This window comes from Streptomyces sp. SCPE 10 (assembly GCF_051980735.1).
GTDB lineage: Bacteria > Actinomycetota > Actinomycetes > Streptomycetales > Streptomycetaceae > Streptomyces > Streptomyces misionensis.
The window spans coordinates 4,729,395-4,742,793 of sequence record NZ_CP197069.1; the positions used below are offsets into that span (position 1 = coordinate 4,729,395).

At 72.9% G+C, this 13,399-nt stretch carries 15 protein-coding genes; 8 read left to right on the top strand and 7 right to left on the bottom strand.

Annotated elements, in window-relative coordinates:
• Positions 1-140 precede the first annotated feature (140 nt).
• The 7 genes from ACSP97_RS22010 to ACSP97_RS22040 all read right to left on the bottom strand — a co-directional run bounded on the left by ACSP97_RS22010 (position 141) and on the right by ACSP97_RS22040 (position 5,704).
• A complete protein-coding gene (locus ACSP97_RS22010) occupies positions 141-878 on the bottom strand; it encodes a TetR/AcrR family transcriptional regulator (RefSeq protein ID WP_355145635.1) in 738 nt (245 codons plus the stop codon).
• A 37-nt stretch (positions 879-915) separates the two neighbouring features.
• Positions 916-1,326: a VOC family protein gene (locus ACSP97_RS22015; protein ID WP_391869773.1), complete on the bottom strand. Its 411-nt coding sequence runs from the start codon at positions 1,324-1,326 to the stop codon at positions 916-918.
• 212 nt (positions 1,327-1,538) lie between these two features.
• The gene (locus ACSP97_RS22020) at positions 1,539-2,318 is read right to left on the bottom strand and encodes a succinate dehydrogenase iron-sulfur subunit (protein ID WP_070026211.1); all 780 of its coding nucleotides are present in this window, start codon (positions 2,316-2,318) and stop codon (positions 1,539-1,541) included.
• Complete coding sequence (gene sdhA / locus ACSP97_RS22025) at positions 2,318-4,072, bottom strand: succinate dehydrogenase flavoprotein subunit (protein ID WP_355145640.1); 1,755 nt, start codon at positions 4,070-4,072, stop codon at positions 2,318-2,320. The genes ACSP97_RS22020 and sdhA overlap by 1 nt, the downstream gene beginning before the upstream one ends.
• Positions 4,073-4,091: 19 nt before the next feature.
• Positions 4,092-4,574 carry a succinate dehydrogenase hydrophobic membrane anchor subunit gene (locus ACSP97_RS22030; RefSeq protein ID WP_146469726.1) on the bottom strand — a complete coding sequence of 161 codons (483 nt, stop codon included), beginning with the start codon at positions 4,572-4,574 and terminating at the stop codon, positions 4,092-4,094.
• 5 nt (positions 4,575-4,579) lie between these two features.
• Complete coding sequence (gene sdhC / locus ACSP97_RS22035; RefSeq protein ID WP_037656036.1) at positions 4,580-4,924, bottom strand: succinate dehydrogenase, cytochrome b556 subunit; 345 nt, start codon at positions 4,922-4,924, stop codon at positions 4,580-4,582.
• Positions 4,925-5,131: 207 nt separating this feature from the next.
• Positions 5,132-5,704 (bottom strand): 2-oxo-4-hydroxy-4-carboxy-5-ureidoimidazoline decarboxylase, encoded by a 573-nt coding sequence (locus tag ACSP97_RS22040; protein WP_355145644.1) that lies wholly within the window; start codon positions 5,702-5,704, stop codon positions 5,132-5,134.
• A gap of 206 nt (positions 5,705-5,910) precedes the next feature.
• On the opposite strand from ACSP97_RS22040, the gene ACSP97_RS22045 reads away from it, so the two are divergent.
• From ACSP97_RS22045 to ACSP97_RS22080, 8 genes are all read left to right on the top strand, one after another.
• Entirely contained in the window at positions 5,911-7,485 is a 1,575-nt protein-coding gene (locus ACSP97_RS22045) for a beta-N-acetylhexosaminidase (protein WP_355324597.1), read from the top strand.
• A gap of 230 nt (positions 7,486-7,715) precedes the next feature.
• On the top strand, positions 7,716-8,396 hold the full coding sequence (locus ACSP97_RS22050; RefSeq protein WP_355145646.1) for a DUF4328 domain-containing protein: 681 nt from the start codon (positions 7,716-7,718) through the stop codon (positions 8,394-8,396).
• 91 nt (positions 8,397-8,487) lie between these two features.
• Entirely contained in the window at positions 8,488-9,120 is a 633-nt protein-coding gene (locus ACSP97_RS22055) for a hypothetical protein (RefSeq protein WP_355532066.1), read from the top strand.
• Between the two features lie 220 nt (positions 9,121-9,340).
• Positions 9,341-9,742: a hypothetical protein gene (locus tag ACSP97_RS22060; protein WP_355146041.1), complete on the top strand. Its 402-nt coding sequence runs from the start codon at positions 9,341-9,343 to the stop codon at positions 9,740-9,742.
• Positions 9,743-9,877: 135 nt separating this feature from the next.
• A complete protein-coding gene (locus ACSP97_RS22065; RefSeq protein WP_355145650.1) occupies positions 9,878-10,495 on the top strand; it encodes an RNA polymerase sigma factor in 618 nt (205 codons plus the stop codon).
• Positions 10,496-10,608: 113 nt separating this feature from the next.
• Positions 10,609-10,974 (top strand): hypothetical protein, encoded by a 366-nt coding sequence (locus ACSP97_RS22070; protein ID WP_440553896.1) that lies wholly within the window; start codon positions 10,609-10,611, stop codon positions 10,972-10,974.
• A gap of 303 nt (positions 10,975-11,277) precedes the next feature.
• On the top strand, positions 11,278-11,964 hold the full coding sequence (locus tag ACSP97_RS22075) for an RNA polymerase sigma factor (protein ID WP_355145654.1): 687 nt from the start codon (positions 11,278-11,280) through the stop codon (positions 11,962-11,964).
• Positions 11,964-13,064, top strand: coding sequence for a hypothetical protein (locus ACSP97_RS22080; protein WP_440553898.1), 1,101 nt, complete (start codon positions 11,964-11,966; stop codon positions 13,062-13,064). The genes ACSP97_RS22075 and ACSP97_RS22080 overlap by 1 nt, the downstream gene beginning before the upstream one ends.
• Positions 13,065-13,399: the final 335 nt, after the last annotated feature.

The window sequence follows — 13,399 nt, forward strand, 5'->3', positions numbered from 1 at the left end:
AGGCACCATCAAGTCGGTCAGGGTCACGCCGTGCGGGCCGTCACCGGACATCAGGTGCCTCCCAAGGGCCGGTGTCGAGAGCATCGTCGTAGGCAGGGCGGGGCCGGACGCCTCTTCCTCGGGCCTTCACCCGAAAGTGATCACTCGGCCGGTTTGCGCCCCGGATCCGGCAGGACCCTCGTCATGCCCGGCAGGAAGTCCGTGAACAGCTCGTGGACCTCCAGGACCAGGGGGCGCAGGACGCGGAAGCGGGCCAGGGTGACGCCGCGGGCGGTCAGCCGGGCGCCGCGCCGGGCCAGGCGGTAGCTGCGTTCGCGGCCCTCGGTGCGGTCGAAGATCCAGTAGAGGACCAGGCCCATCTGGGACAGCCACAGCAACTCGGGCAGCACGTCCCGCAGTTCGTCGGGCACCTTGGCCCGGGAGCCGGCCAGGACCTCCCGGTGCACCCGGATCGCCTGCTCCCGGGCGTGCTCGCTCTCCTGGGAGAAGGGGCTCAGCGGGCTGTCCGGATCGGCGGCGTTCTTGAAGAACTGCACCGCGAACTCGTGGTACGGCCGCGCGATGTCCAGCCACGCGGTGAGCACCCCCGCGAGCCGCGCCTCCAGGTCCGTCTCCCGGGCCAGGATCCCCCGCACCGCCTGCTGGTGCTCCGCCGCGATCCGGTCGTAGAACCCCTGGATCAGGTGTTCCTTGCCCTCGAAGTAGTAGTACGCGTTGCCGACGGAGACCCCGGCCTCCTGGGCGATGGCCCGCATGGTGGTCTTGTCGTACCCCCGCTCCCGGAACAGCCGCAGGGCCGTCTCCAGGATCAGCGCACGGGTCTGCTCGGACTTGCTGGGGGTACCGGCCGCCTCGGGACCGTCGTTCTTCACGGGCACGCCCCAGAGCCTAACGAGTGTCCGAGCGCCCCCCGGTTCAGCCTCTGCGGCCCAGCTCGGGACGCCTGGTGTAGTCCGTCAGGCCGAGCACGTTGCCCCACGGGTCGGCGATCTCCACCGTCCACCCGGTGGCCGTCTGGAACACCTCGTCCAGCGGCCGGATCCCCGCGTCGGACAGCCGCCGGGCCGCCACCCGCGCGTCCGGCACCTCCAGCCACAGCCGCGGCGAGGGCCAGGGCGGGCTGCGGTGGCCCAGCGCCTCCTCCACCCGCAGCAGCACCCCGGGTGTCTCGGCGCCCGCCGTCAGCAGCGCGATCCCGGCCTCGTCGAACCGGAAGCCCAGGCCGAAGCCGGCCCGCTCGTAGAACCCGACGGCCTCCGCGAGGTCGCCGACGGGGAGCAGCACGTTGTCGAACCCGAGCAGCTCGTACGACTCATCGTCTGACATGTCGTCACATTAGAGCGCCGCCCGGTCGGATTCCGTGATTTCCGGGCCGGCGGCTCACCTGCTCGGCGAACGGGCGTAGTCGACCTGGCCCGTGATCGCCGGGAACGTCTTCGGACCGGGCGCCGGGGCGCCGGGCTTGGAGCGGGTTGCGGCGAGGGGCCGTTCTCCGCCATCGCGGTGAACGGCCCCTCGCATGGCGCCAGGCGGCCGGGTCAGTAGCGGCGCGTGATCAGCGCACGCTTGACTTCCTGGATCGCCTTGGTGACCTCGATACCACGGGGGCAGGCGTCCGTGCAGTTGAAGGTCGTACGGCAGCGCCACACGCCGTCGCGGTCGTTCAGCACCTCCAGGCGCTGCTCCCCGGCCTCGTCACGCGAGTCGAAGATGAAGCGGTGGGCGTTGACGATCGCGGCCGGACCGAAGTACTGGCCGTCGTTCCAGAACACCGGGCAGGACGACGTGCACGCGGCGCACAGGATGCACTTGGTGGTGTCGTCGAAGCGGGCCCGGTCCTCCGCGGACTGGAGGCGCTCACGCGTGGGCTCGTTCGTCTCCTTGGTGATCAGGAACGGCATCACGTCCCGGTACGCCTGGAAGAACGGCTCCATGTCCACGACCAGGTCCTTGAGGACCGTCAGGCCCTTGATGGGCTCGATCGTGATCGGCTTCTCGGGGTTGATGTCCTTGATCAGCGTCTTGCAGGCAAGACGGTTCTTGCCGTTGATCCGCATCGCGTCCGAGCCGCAGATGCCGTGCGCGCACGAGCGGCGGAAGGTGAGGGTGCCGTCGATGTCCCACTTGATCTTGTGGAGACCGTCGAGGACACGCTCCTTGGGGTCGATCTCCAGCTGGAAGTCTTCCCAGGTGGCCTCCGCCGAGACCTCCGGGTTGAACCGGCGGACCCGGAAGGTGACCGTGATGTAGGGGGAGTCGGCGAATCCGGGCTCGGGCCGGCCGGCCGCGTCCGCCTTGTCCAGAACAGGGGTAGCCATCAGTACTTACGCTCCATCGGCTGGTAGCGGGTCTGGACGACCGGCTTGTAGTCGAGACGGATGGACTCGGTGCCGTCGTCGCCGACCTCGCGGTACGCCATGGTGTGGCGCATGAAGTTGACGTCGTCGCGGTTCGGGTAGTCCTCGCGGTAGTGACCGCCGCGGGACTCCTTGCGGGCCAGGGCCGAGGTGGCCATGACCTCGGCCAGGTCGAGCAGGTTGCCCAGCTCGATGGCCTCCAGCAGATCCGTGTTGAACCGCTTGCCCTTGTCCTGGATGGACACGTTCTTGTAGCGCTCGCGCAGCTCGGCGATCTTCTCGACCGCCGTCTTGATCGTCTGCTCGGTGCGGAACACCATGACGTTGGCGTCCATGGTCTCCTGCAGCTCGCGGCGCAGCGTGGCCACCCGCTCGTTGCCGGTGGAGTTGCGCAGCCGCTCGATCTGCTCGACGACGAACGACTCCGGGTTCTCCGGCAGCTCGACGAAGTCCGCCTTGTGGGCGTACTCCGCGGCGGCGATGCCCGCGCGGCGGCCGAAGACGTTGATGTCCAGCAGCGAGTTGGTGCCCAGGCGGTTGGCGCCGTGCACCGACACGCAGGCGACCTCGCCGGCGGCGTACAGACCCGGCACGACGGTGGTGTTGTCCGCCAGGACCTCACCCTCGACGTTGGTCGGGATGCCGCCCATCGCGTAGTGCGCGGTGGGCTGGATCGGGATCGGGTCCGTGTAGGGCTCGATGCCGAGGTAGGTGCGCGCGAACTCGGTGATGTCCGGGAGCTTCGCGTCCAGCTGCTCCGGCGGCAGGTGGGTGAGGTCCAGGTACACGTGGTCGCCCTCGGGACCGCAGCCGCGGCCTTCGCGGATCTCCGTGTAGATGGAGCGGGACACGACGTCACGGGACGCCAGGTCCTTCATGACGGGAGCGTACTTCTCCATGAAGCGCTCGCCGTCCTTGTTGCGCAGGATGCCGCCCTCACCGCGGGCGCCCTCAGTGAGCAGGATGCCCATGCGCCAGATGCCGGTCGGGTGGAACTGGAAGAACTCCATGTCCTCCAGCGGCAGGCCCCGGCGGTAGCACGCGGCCTGGCCGTCACCGGTCAGGGTGTGCGCGTTGGAGGTCACCTTGAAGAACTTGCCGGTGCCGCCGGAGGCGTAGATGACCGACTTCGCCTGGAAGATGTGGATCTCGCCGGTCGCCAGCTCGTAGGCGACGACACCGGCCGACGTCTTGACGCCGTCGACCTCGCGGATCAGCTGGTCCAGGACGTAGAACTCGTTGAAGAACTCCACGCCCTCCTTGACGCAGTTCTGGTACAGCGTCTGGAGGATCATGTGGCCGGTGCGGTCGGCCGCGTAGCAGGCACGGCGGACCGGGGCCTCGCCGTGGTTGCGGGAGTGGCCGCCGAAGCGCCGCTGGTCGATGGTGCCGTTGGGCGTCCGGTTGAACGGCAGGCCCATCTTCTCCAGGTCGAGGACGGCGTCGATGGCCTCCTTCGCCAGGATCTCGGCGGCGTCCTGGTCGACCAGGTAGTCACCGCCCTTGATCGTGTCGAAGGTGTGCCACTCCCAGTTGTCCTCCTCCACGTTGGCCAGCGCGGCGGCCATGCCGCCCTGCGCGGCGCCCGTGTGGGAGCGGGTGGGGTAGAGCTTGGTCAGCACCGCGGTGCGGCTGCGCTTCGTCGCCTCGATGGCGGCGCGCATGCCCGCGCCGCCGGCGCCGACGATGACGGTGTCGTACTTGTGGATCTTCATGATTCTCGCAGCCCCGTGCCTAGCGGATGTTCGGGTCGAAGGTGAAGATCACCAGCGTGCCCAGCAGGATGGTCCACACCGTGGCGGTGTACAGCAGGGCCTTGAGCCACATGCGGGACGCAGGCCGCTCGGCGTAGTCGTTGATGACCGTGCGCAGGCCGTTGGCGCCGTGCAGCATCGCGAGCCACAGCATGGCCAGGTCCCAGACCTGCCACCACGGGGACGCCCAGCGGCCGGCGACGAAGGCGAAGCCGACCTTGGAGACGCCGCCGTCCAGGACCAGCTGGATGACCAGGTGGCCGATGACGAGGACGACCAGCACGATGCCGGACAGGCGCATGAACAGCCACGCCGCCAGCTCGAAGTTGCCGCGGGTGGACTTCGGGGTCTTCTTGGTCCGCTGGCGCGGCGCCTCGATCAGCGGGGCCGGGTTGTCGACGTTGTAGACGGCGGCACCCTCGACGGGGCCGACCCCGGAAGCGGTGGTTTCAGTGGTGGACATCGGCGTCAGCTCCCGAACAGAACACGAGCGGCGTGGCCGAGCACGGGGTAGATCGCGCCGAGCATGAGGACGACCCAGACACCCATCACGGTCCAGAACATCTGCTTCTGGTAGCGCGGGCCCTTCGACCAGAAGTCGACGGCGATGACGCGCAGACCGTTGAGCGCGTGGAAGAGGATGGCGGCGACGAGGCCGTACTCCAGCAGCGCGACGATCGGCGTCTTGTACGTGGCCACGACCTTGTCGTAGGCCTCGGGGGAGACACGCACGAGAGCGGTGTCCAGCACGTGAACGAACAGGAAGAAGAAGATGAGGACGCCGGTGACTCGGTGAGCCACCCAGGACCACATTCCTTCCCGGCCGCGGTACAGCGTTCCAGCCGGCACGGAAGAACCCTCCGGGAGCGGGGACTAGGGCCGCGCCGGCTTCACTGTCGGTCGGGCCCGGCCGGGTACGGTCCACCGGCCCCCGACATGGTATCCATGCCGCGGGGTGACGCTTACGGGGGGCCTACCGGTGTGATCAAACTGGCACCGGATGGGGGAGCCGGGGGCCGGTCATCTGCCCGGTGCGGGCGCGTTGGGGCTGGTCGCGCCCAGTGCCGGAGCCGCTGGTGAGTGCGGTCCCGAGCCCTTGAGGAAGGTGCCCAGCCGGCCCCTCGCGAGGCGGCGGAGCTCGTCCGCGGCTATCGCGCGCTCCTCGTCCGGATCGTTCGCCGATCGTGACCGGATGGCCTCCAGGATGCGGTCGGCGGTCTCGGCCGGCGGGATGTCGCCCAGGTAGATGACGAACACGTGTCCGAATCTGGCCTCGTAGGCGGCGTGCTGCGCGTCCAGTGCCATGTGGGCGGCCGCATAGGTGTCCGCCGGGAGGGTGGGCAGGGGCTCGTGCGCCAGGGCCTTTGCGATGTCCGCCGGGGCCAGGTCGTACGCCGCCTCGTCCGCCGCGGCCAGGAGGGCGTCCAGGTCCGGGTAGGGACGGTGGGCCGCGACGCGGTGCGACCAGCGGGGGCTGTGCAGACAGCGCAGCAGGAGGGCGCGGGCCTCGCCGGCGGGGGCCGCGTTGAACGCGTCGAGGGGGCGGGGCAGATGCGGAAGGCGGTGTCCGGGCAGCGTGAGTCCTCGCGTCACAGGGGGTGTGGCAGGGGAATGCTGTGAAAGATGTGTCGTCAGGTTATCGAGAGTGGTCACTCTGTGTCCTCGCGATGCCTGAAATTCACCCGGACGGGAGAGTTTGCGAACGTTCAAGTGGCTGTTCGAGTGGCGAAGGGCCGTACGTTGGCAGAGTGACCCAGCACAGGCGCCGGGCGACGGCGCAACAGGTGAAGCGGAAGCGGATGGCGGTGGCCGCCGCGGTGGTCGGGACCGTCGCGCTCGGCACGGGTGTCGGGGTGTGGGCCTCGTCCGGTGGCGGCGCGGGACAGGGCTCCGGGCGGGCGACCGTCGCGGACACCGGCTCCCCGGCGAATCCCTCGCCCACCCGCTCGTATCCGATGTCCAGGGCACCGCAGACCATCCCGGCGGTGCGCTCCCACACCCCGGCCCGCGGGCCCGGGTGGCAGCCGCGCAAGAGCGACCGCGTGGTGATCGGCGACGCGTCGCTGGCCGACGAGGGCCGGCTGATAGCCGGTGAGCTCGGCATGACCTACGCGGGCCAGAAGAACGACACCAAGGCGGGGGACGTGCGCCTGGCCCTGGCCGGCGGCGGCAACCAGGAGTCGTACACGATGAACGTCCACGGCGGGCGGGTCGACATCACCGGCCCCGGCCAGGCGGGCGTCTTCTACGGCACCCGGACCCTGAAGCAGGAGGTCCACGGCGGTGGCACGGCGCCGGAGGGCGTCGTGCGCGACGAGCCGGCCAAGCCGGTGCGCGGGTTCATGCTGGACATCGCGCGCAAGCCGTACTCCGAGTCCTGGATAGAGGACCGGATACGGGAGCTGGGGGACCTGAAGTTCAACGAACTGGGGCTGCACTTCTCCGACGACCAGGCCTTCCGGATCGAGTCCAGCAGCCACCCGGAGATCGTCTCCGCGGACCACCTCACCAAGGCGCAGGTCAGACGAATCGTGGACCTGGCCGACAGCCGGCACATCACCGTCGTGCCCGAGCTCGACTCGCCGGGGCACCTCGGCGCCGTCCTCGCCGCCCACCCCGACCTCCAGCTGCGCAACCGCAACGGGGTGGTGACCAAGGGCGCGATCGACATCTCCAAGCCCGGCTCGGCCAAGCTGGTCGACGACCTGCTGAACGAGTACGCGGGCCTGTTCACCGGCGACCAGTGGCACATGGGCGGCGACGAGTACACCGCGCTCATGGCGAGCGACCCGCAGACCGCCTATCCGCAGCTGGCCGCGGCCGCGCGGGCGAAGTTCGGCGCGAACGGCAACGTCGCCGACCTCACCACCGGCTGGCTGAACGACCGCGCCGCCACCGTCCGCGCCCACGGCAAGACGCTGCGCGCCTGGAACGACGGCTTCTACCGCAGCGCCACCGCCGTACAGCCCGCGGGCGATCTCCAGGTCGCCTACTGGACCGGCAAGGAGATCGGCGCCCGGCAGCCGGAGGAATACCTGAGCGCCGGCCGCAAGCTGATCAACTACAACGACGAGTTCCTCTACTACGTCCTCGGCCAGCCGCAGACCTTCGTGTACCCGACCGGCCAGCGGATCTACGAGCAGTGGACCCCGCGGGTGGTGCGCGGCACCGCCGCCGTCCCGGCGCGGTACGACGGGCAGATCCTCGGCGGCACCTTCGCGGTCTGGGGCGACTTCCCCAACGCGCAGACGCCGGACCAGGTCGCGGCCGGGATCCGGATGCCGCTGCGGGCCACCGTGCAGAAACTGTGGGACCCGCGCACGCCCGCTTTGTCCTGGACGCAGTTCAAGGCACTGGCGAACCGGCTGGGCTGAGGAACGAGGACGGCGAGCGGCCGGGGCGCGGGGCGGGTGGAGCGCCCCGGCCGCTGTCTGCCGCTCCCGGCCGGGAACCGGGCGGAACCGGCGAAACCCGTGGACACGGAATGATCTTCGGCCGTATCTTCCGGTGTTCGCCTTGCCGGCCGGCCGCACGCCGCCCGCCGGTCACCGTCATCACCTCGGGGGAAGCTCAGCCCATGGCCACGCCCATGCCCGTCCCACCCATGCCCGCCGGTCCCCTCGGCGCCCCGCCCCTCACCCGGCTGCGCTCGCCCGCCGGGCTCGGCCTGGCCACCGCGGTGCTGCTGGGGGTGGCCGTCGCCGCCGACCTGTTCGCCTGCGTCGCGGACCTGGGAGAGATGAACGTCGCCCAGGACCTGATGGGCGGCGCCGCCGGCGCGGACGTCGTCCACCGTGCCGACCGCGCCGACACCCTCTACGGCTCCGCCGGCATCGCCCAGGGCGTCACCCTGGTGGCCACGATGGTCGTCTACCTGTGCTGGCTGTGGCGGGTGCGGGTGAACGCCGAGGCGTTCCAGCCGTACGGGCACCAGCTGAAGCGGGGCTGGGTGATCGGCGGCTGGTTCTGCCCGATCGTGAACCTGTGGTTCCCGCGCCGGGTCGTGCTGGACAGCTGGACGGCCAGCTTCCCGCCGGGCGCCCGGGTCCGGCGCGCCCCGGTCAACGCATGGTGGACGCTGTGGATCCTCGGCCTCCTGCTCGGCCGGCCCGCGGCCACGCGGTTCGGCGATGCCGACACCCCGGCGCAACTGGCCTCCGCCGCCCGGCTGATGCTCGTCTCCGACGGGCTCGACGCCGCGGCCGGGATCCTCGCCGTCGTGGTCGTCCTCCATCTGAGCCGGATGCAGCGGCACCGGCTGCTCGCCGCCCCCGCGTTTGGCTGAAACCGAACGGCTGTGACACTCCCGCCCCCGCGCACGCAGTAAGGGGAGTCACGGGTCCCGTACCGGTCGGAACCCAGAACGGGGAGACTTCATGAGCCTGGTGGAACTGATCGCACGGGCCGACGAGCGGGGACTGGCCGCGGGCGGACTGGCTTGTTTGGATCGGTGCCTGCCGCTGCTCGGCGAGGACGACGAGCTGCTGCGCCCGCTGTGGGGGAGCCTCGCCGACGGCTCCGACTGGAGCGGCCACCTGGAGCGGGCGCGGGCCGTGTGCGGGACGGGCGGGGAGGCCGGCGGGTCCGGTGCCTCCGGCGCGTCCGGCGTGTCCCACGCGACCGGCGCGTCCGGCGCGTTCGGCGCGGAGACCGTCCGGCTCGCCCGGCACATGCTGGACACGGCCCCCGCGGAGCGCACCGCCGAGGCCCTGCGCCCCTGGGCGGACGCCTGCTCCCTCGCCTCCCTGCGCATCCACCGCCTGCTCGACCCGGCCGCCGAGGACGCCCCGGACGATGCCGACCCGCAGGCCGCACGGGCCGGCGGGGCCGAGGAGCCGTCCCCGCTGGTCGCCGCCGAGCTGCGCCGGCAGATCGCCGTCCTCGAACTCCTCGCCGGGCACGGCGGGCACGGTCTGCGCCACGCCCTGGAGCTGTCGGGGGAGGGGCGGCGGGTGCTGCGCGCGGTGGTCTCCCGGCGGGCCCGGAACACCGCCGGGACCGTCGGCTGACCCCCCCGCGCGGGACGGCCCCCGGGTGCGCGCGTCCTGTGCCGGTCGTGCGGTGGAGGTGGGGCGGTCCTGCGCCGGTTGTCGGGAGGCGGCCGCCAGGCGTGACGGAAGCCGGGCCGCGCTCGCTCTTCTCTATGTGAACGCCCATGTGACAGCCCATGTGACAGCCCGTGTGCCGGCCGACGCGACCGCCGGTGCGCCGGCCGACGCGTCGGCCGGTGTGACCGCCCCGGACGGGACCGCGCCGCAGCGGACCAGGCCCCAGGCCGCCGTGAAGCCCGTGCGCTGGGCGGCGGACGCGGTCGCGGCCCTGCGCGAGGGCGCCCGGCTGCGCCTGGACTACTCGGCGCAGAGCCTGTGGCGGGTGGACCGGGTGATCGAGGAGATACGACGCGAGGGGGCGCCGATGCAGGCCGTGGACGGCGTGCTGCGCGGCTTCGGCGCCTACGCCGGGGAGGTGGTCGTCCGGCACACCGGCGCCGAGTGGTGGGCGACCGGTGGCGAGCACTGGGTGCGCACGCCCGACGGCCGGCTCTGGGACCCCATCGAGGAGGCCCGCCGCTGCTACACCGGCCACGGCTCGCTGCGCCTGCTGTGCCGAGACGCGACCGCCGGCGCCTGACGGGCCGTCGGCTCGCTGTGACACTTCCGTGCGGGCGGACGCTGATGACCATGGAGGGCGACAGACACGGCCGGAGCGTGTCACACCGTGCGGGACGCCCCGCGGTGGCCTGAACTCGGCACGACGAGGACGGTCTTGGGCCAGGGAGGGGACCCCCGCCGCCGGTGGCCGCGGGACGCGGAACTGGGCGCGGCCGTCGCACGGGCGAAGGACGGCGACGAGACGGCGTTCGCCGTGGCCTACCGGATCGTGCAGCCCGGCCTGCTCGGCTATCTGCGCGGCCTGGTCGGCGAGGACGCGGAGGACGTGGCCGCCGACGCCTGGCTGGAGATCGCCCGGGACCTGGGCCGGTTCAGCGGGGACGGCGCCGGTTTCCGGGGCTGGACCGCGACGATAGCCCGCCACCGTGCCCTGGACCATCTGCGCCGTCGCCGGACCCGGCCCCGTACCACCGCGCTCGAACAGGACGCGCTGGAACTGCCCGGACCGCACAGCACCCACGACCAGGCCCTGGAGTCCCTGTCCACCGCGCGGGCCCTGGAGCTGGTGCGCGCCCTGCCCCGGGACCAGGCCGAGGCCGTGCTGCTCCGGGTGGTCGTCGGCCTCGACGGCCCCGCCGCCGCCCGCGTGCTCGGCAAGCGCCCCGGAGCCGTGCGCACCGCCACCTACCGCGGCCTCAAACGCCTCGCCCGTCAACTGCCCGGCCGGGGCGCGGCGGACGAGGCCCCCGGAACGCCGGGGGAGCCGGTATGAGGGGCGCGGGCCGGGTGCTGCCGGGCCGTACGGGCTCCGCGGCACCGACGGGAGCGGTGCCGCGCGCGGTGCGTGCGGCCCGCGGGGAGCGGGGGACGAGGACGGGAACGGGCATGGACGAGCGGAAGGACGGCGGCCGGGTGTCCGGACGGCGACGCGTGGGCGCGGGCCTCCTCTTGTCCGGGCGCGGTGCCGCGGGCCTCGGCGTCGGCGGGTTCGAGGAGCGGTTCGGCGCGGCGCTGCGGGTGTACGACGCGGACCCCGAGGCCGAGCGCCGGGCCGTCGCCGCCTTCCGTGACGCCCGCGCCGCCGGGCCGCGCCCCTCCCGGACCCGGCCCCGCGACGACTGGCGGCCCACGGCGCGACGGCGCCGCGCGCTGGAGGCCGTGCGGGCGGTCCTGCGGTACGGCACGACCCGAAAATCAGGCAAACCAGGCAAAAGCGACGGCAGTTCGAAAGTGAACGACGGTAAGAAGTGAGTACCGAAGGGTAAGAGGCGAGCGGCACGACGCCGGACAGGGCGACGGCCGGGGCCGCCACCCCCCACAGGAGAGGCCCCGGCCGTCGCGCTGAGGGCCGCGCGGCGACCCGTACTCCCTACAGCGCCGCGCGTGCGTTTTCTGTCACACCCCGGCCGCATCCGGTCCGCACCGGATGCTCACCCTGCGCACACCCGCACCCGGTCACGAGTTAGTTGCATCTTCTACGGACATGGACGAAGAAAGGTTTCACGCCGTAACGTGCCATTCGCGCCGACCGGAGACAGGCGTAAAGGGAGTGCGGTGCTGGGGGACGACGCGGAGCTGACCACCGCGGTGCGTGCGGCACAGGACGGTGACGAGAACGCCTTCCGCACGGTCTACCGCGCGGTGCACCCGCGCCTGCTCGGCTACGTGCGCACACTGGTCGGCGATCCGGACGCCGAGGACGTGGCCTCCGAAGCCTGGTTGCAGATCGCCCGGGACCTCGGCCGGTTCAGCGGCGACGCCGACCGCTTCCGCGGCTGGGCCGCCCGGATCGCCCGCAACCGCGCCCTGGACCACATCCGGATGCGCGGCCGCCGCCCGGCGATCGGCGGCGACGAGACCGAACTGACCGGCCGGGCGGCCGAGTCCGACACCGCGGGCGAGGCCATCGAGGCGCTCACCACCGGCAACACCCTCTCCCTCATCGCGCGGCTCCCGCAGGACCAGGCCGAGGCGGTCGTCCTGCGCGTGGTGGTCGGCCTGGACGCCAAGACCGCGGCCGAGACCCTCGGCAAACGCGCCGGGGCCGTCCGCACCGCGGCGCACCGCGGCCTCAAACGGCTCGCGGAACTGCTGGGCGACGACCCGGAGGCCGCGGGCGTGCTCGACGCGCTGCCGCCTCCCCGGGCGGCCGAGCGGGCCATCCAGCGAGAACCGCGCCGCCGCGCGGTGACGTCCGGCACTGTGACGCATACGCGAGCGCGGACGCAGAAGGACATGTGATGGCCGACGAGCAGGACAAGTGGCTGAACCGGGAGACGGCGGAGCGCCTGTTGCGCGGGGAGTCGGCGGAGGCCGTCGACGCGTTGGCCGCCGACCGCGCGGAACGCCTCTTCGAGCTGCTCGGCGCGCTGTCCGCGCAGGCGGCCCCGGCCACCTCCGAACTCCCCGGCGAGCAGGCCGCCCTGGCCGCGTTCCGCAAGGCCCGCGACGCCGCCGCGGACGAGCGCGCCGCCGCGCCCGGCGTCCGCCTGGGCGCGAGCGCCCGCGGACACGACGCGGGCCTGGTCCGCATCGGCGCCCGCACCCCCGCCCGCCGCCCGGCCTGGCGCCGCCCGGTGCGCCTCGCGCTGGCCGCGGTGGTGGCGGCCGGCACCCTCGGCGGGGTCGCCGTGGCCGCCGGCAGCGGGGTGCTGCCCACACCGTTCGACGAGGAGCGCCCGGCCCCCGCGGCCAGCGCCACCTCCTCCGGACGGCCGCTCGCCCCGGCCACCCCGCAGGCACCCACCGGCACCGCCGCTCCCGGCGGCACCCCGGGCACCGCCCGTGCCGACGGCTCCGACCGTGCCACCGGCCCGGACGGCCGCACCGGCACGGGCACGCACCCCGGCTCCGGCGCCCCCGGCGGCCGGTGGGGCGGCGCCGTCACGGCCTGCCGGGACCTGCGCGCCGGCACCGGCCTCGGCGCGGACCGCAGACGCGCGCTGGAGGACCTGGCGGGCGGCTCCGCCCGGGTGGCCCAGTACTGCAAGCTGGTCCTGGCCGCCGGCGAGCACACCGCCGTCAGCCCCACCCCGGGCCGGGGCGGCGACAACGACGGCCGCGGCCAGGGCGAGGGCCGTGGCCGGGGTCATGGCTCCGAGCAGGGCGGGGGCGGCGACCAGAACGGCAACGGCCAGGGCGGTGACGACGACAGCCACCCCGGCACCGGCAAGGGGAACGGACTCGGCAAGGGCGGCGGCCAGGGCTCCGGTCCGGGCCAGGTCCGCGTCCGGCAGAGCGGTGGCGCCACGCCCGCCCCGGCACCCTCCGCCCACGGCCCCCGGCGCCCTCGCGCCGCCGCCGGCGCACCCAGCGACTCACCGTCCCCGTCACCCTCCTGACCTGCTGCTTCACCCGGCCGGGAAAAATTTTCCGCCCAGGGTGTGACACTTTTCGGCCCCTGGACGCAGTACCAAGTGAGCCGACTGGTCATCGGCCGTTGCACCGAGCCGGGGTTCCCCCCGTACCCACGGCTCGTGCACCCGGCGCGGGCGGGACATGTTCCCCCGGTTCCGCCCGCGCCCCATACTCCTCGCTCCCCGCCGCGCGTCGGCTCGTCGCCCGCCCCGCCCCCGGCGGACAGCCGTACGACCATCCCTCCTCCCGGACGCCGACGCACCCCGCCCCGCGCCCCCACCGGCGAGCACCGCGGCGGGATCACCCAGGGGCCTCACGC

Bases quoted from the DNA above. Each gene is read 5' to 3' on its own strand.
- ACSP97_RS22015 (WP_391869773.1), bottom strand. From the start codon at position 1,326: ATGTCAGACGATGAGTCGTACGAGCTGCTCGGGTTCGACAACGTGCTG.
- ACSP97_RS22020 (WP_070026211.1), bottom strand. From the start codon at position 2,318: ATGGCTACCCCTGTTCTGGACAAGGCGGACGCGGCCGGCCGGCCCGAG.
- sdhA (WP_355145640.1), bottom strand. From the start codon at position 4,072: ATGAAGATCCACAAGTACGACACCGTCATCGTCGGCGCCGGCGGCGCG.
- ACSP97_RS22030 (WP_146469726.1), bottom strand. From the start codon at position 4,574: ATGTCCACCACTGAAACCACCGCTTCCGGGGTCGGCCCCGTCGAGGGT.
- sdhC (WP_037656036.1), bottom strand. From the start codon at position 4,924: ATGTGGTCCTGGGTGGCTCACCGAGTCACCGGCGTCCTCATCTTCTTC.
- ACSP97_RS22045 (WP_355324597.1), top strand. From the start codon at position 5,911: ATGGCGGTGGCCGCCGCGGTGGTCGGGACCGTCGCGCTCGGCACGGGT.
- ACSP97_RS22050 (WP_355145646.1), top strand. From the start codon at position 7,716: ATGCCCGCCGGTCCCCTCGGCGCCCCGCCCCTCACCCGGCTGCGCTCG.
- ACSP97_RS22055 (WP_355532066.1), top strand. From the start codon at position 8,488: ATGAGCCTGGTGGAACTGATCGCACGGGCCGACGAGCGGGGACTGGCC.
- ACSP97_RS22070 (WP_440553896.1), top strand. From the start codon at position 10,609: ATGGACGAGCGGAAGGACGGCGGCCGGGTGTCCGGACGGCGACGCGTG.
- ACSP97_RS22080 (WP_440553898.1), top strand. From the start codon at position 11,964: ATGGCCGACGAGCAGGACAAGTGGCTGAACCGGGAGACGGCGGAGCGC.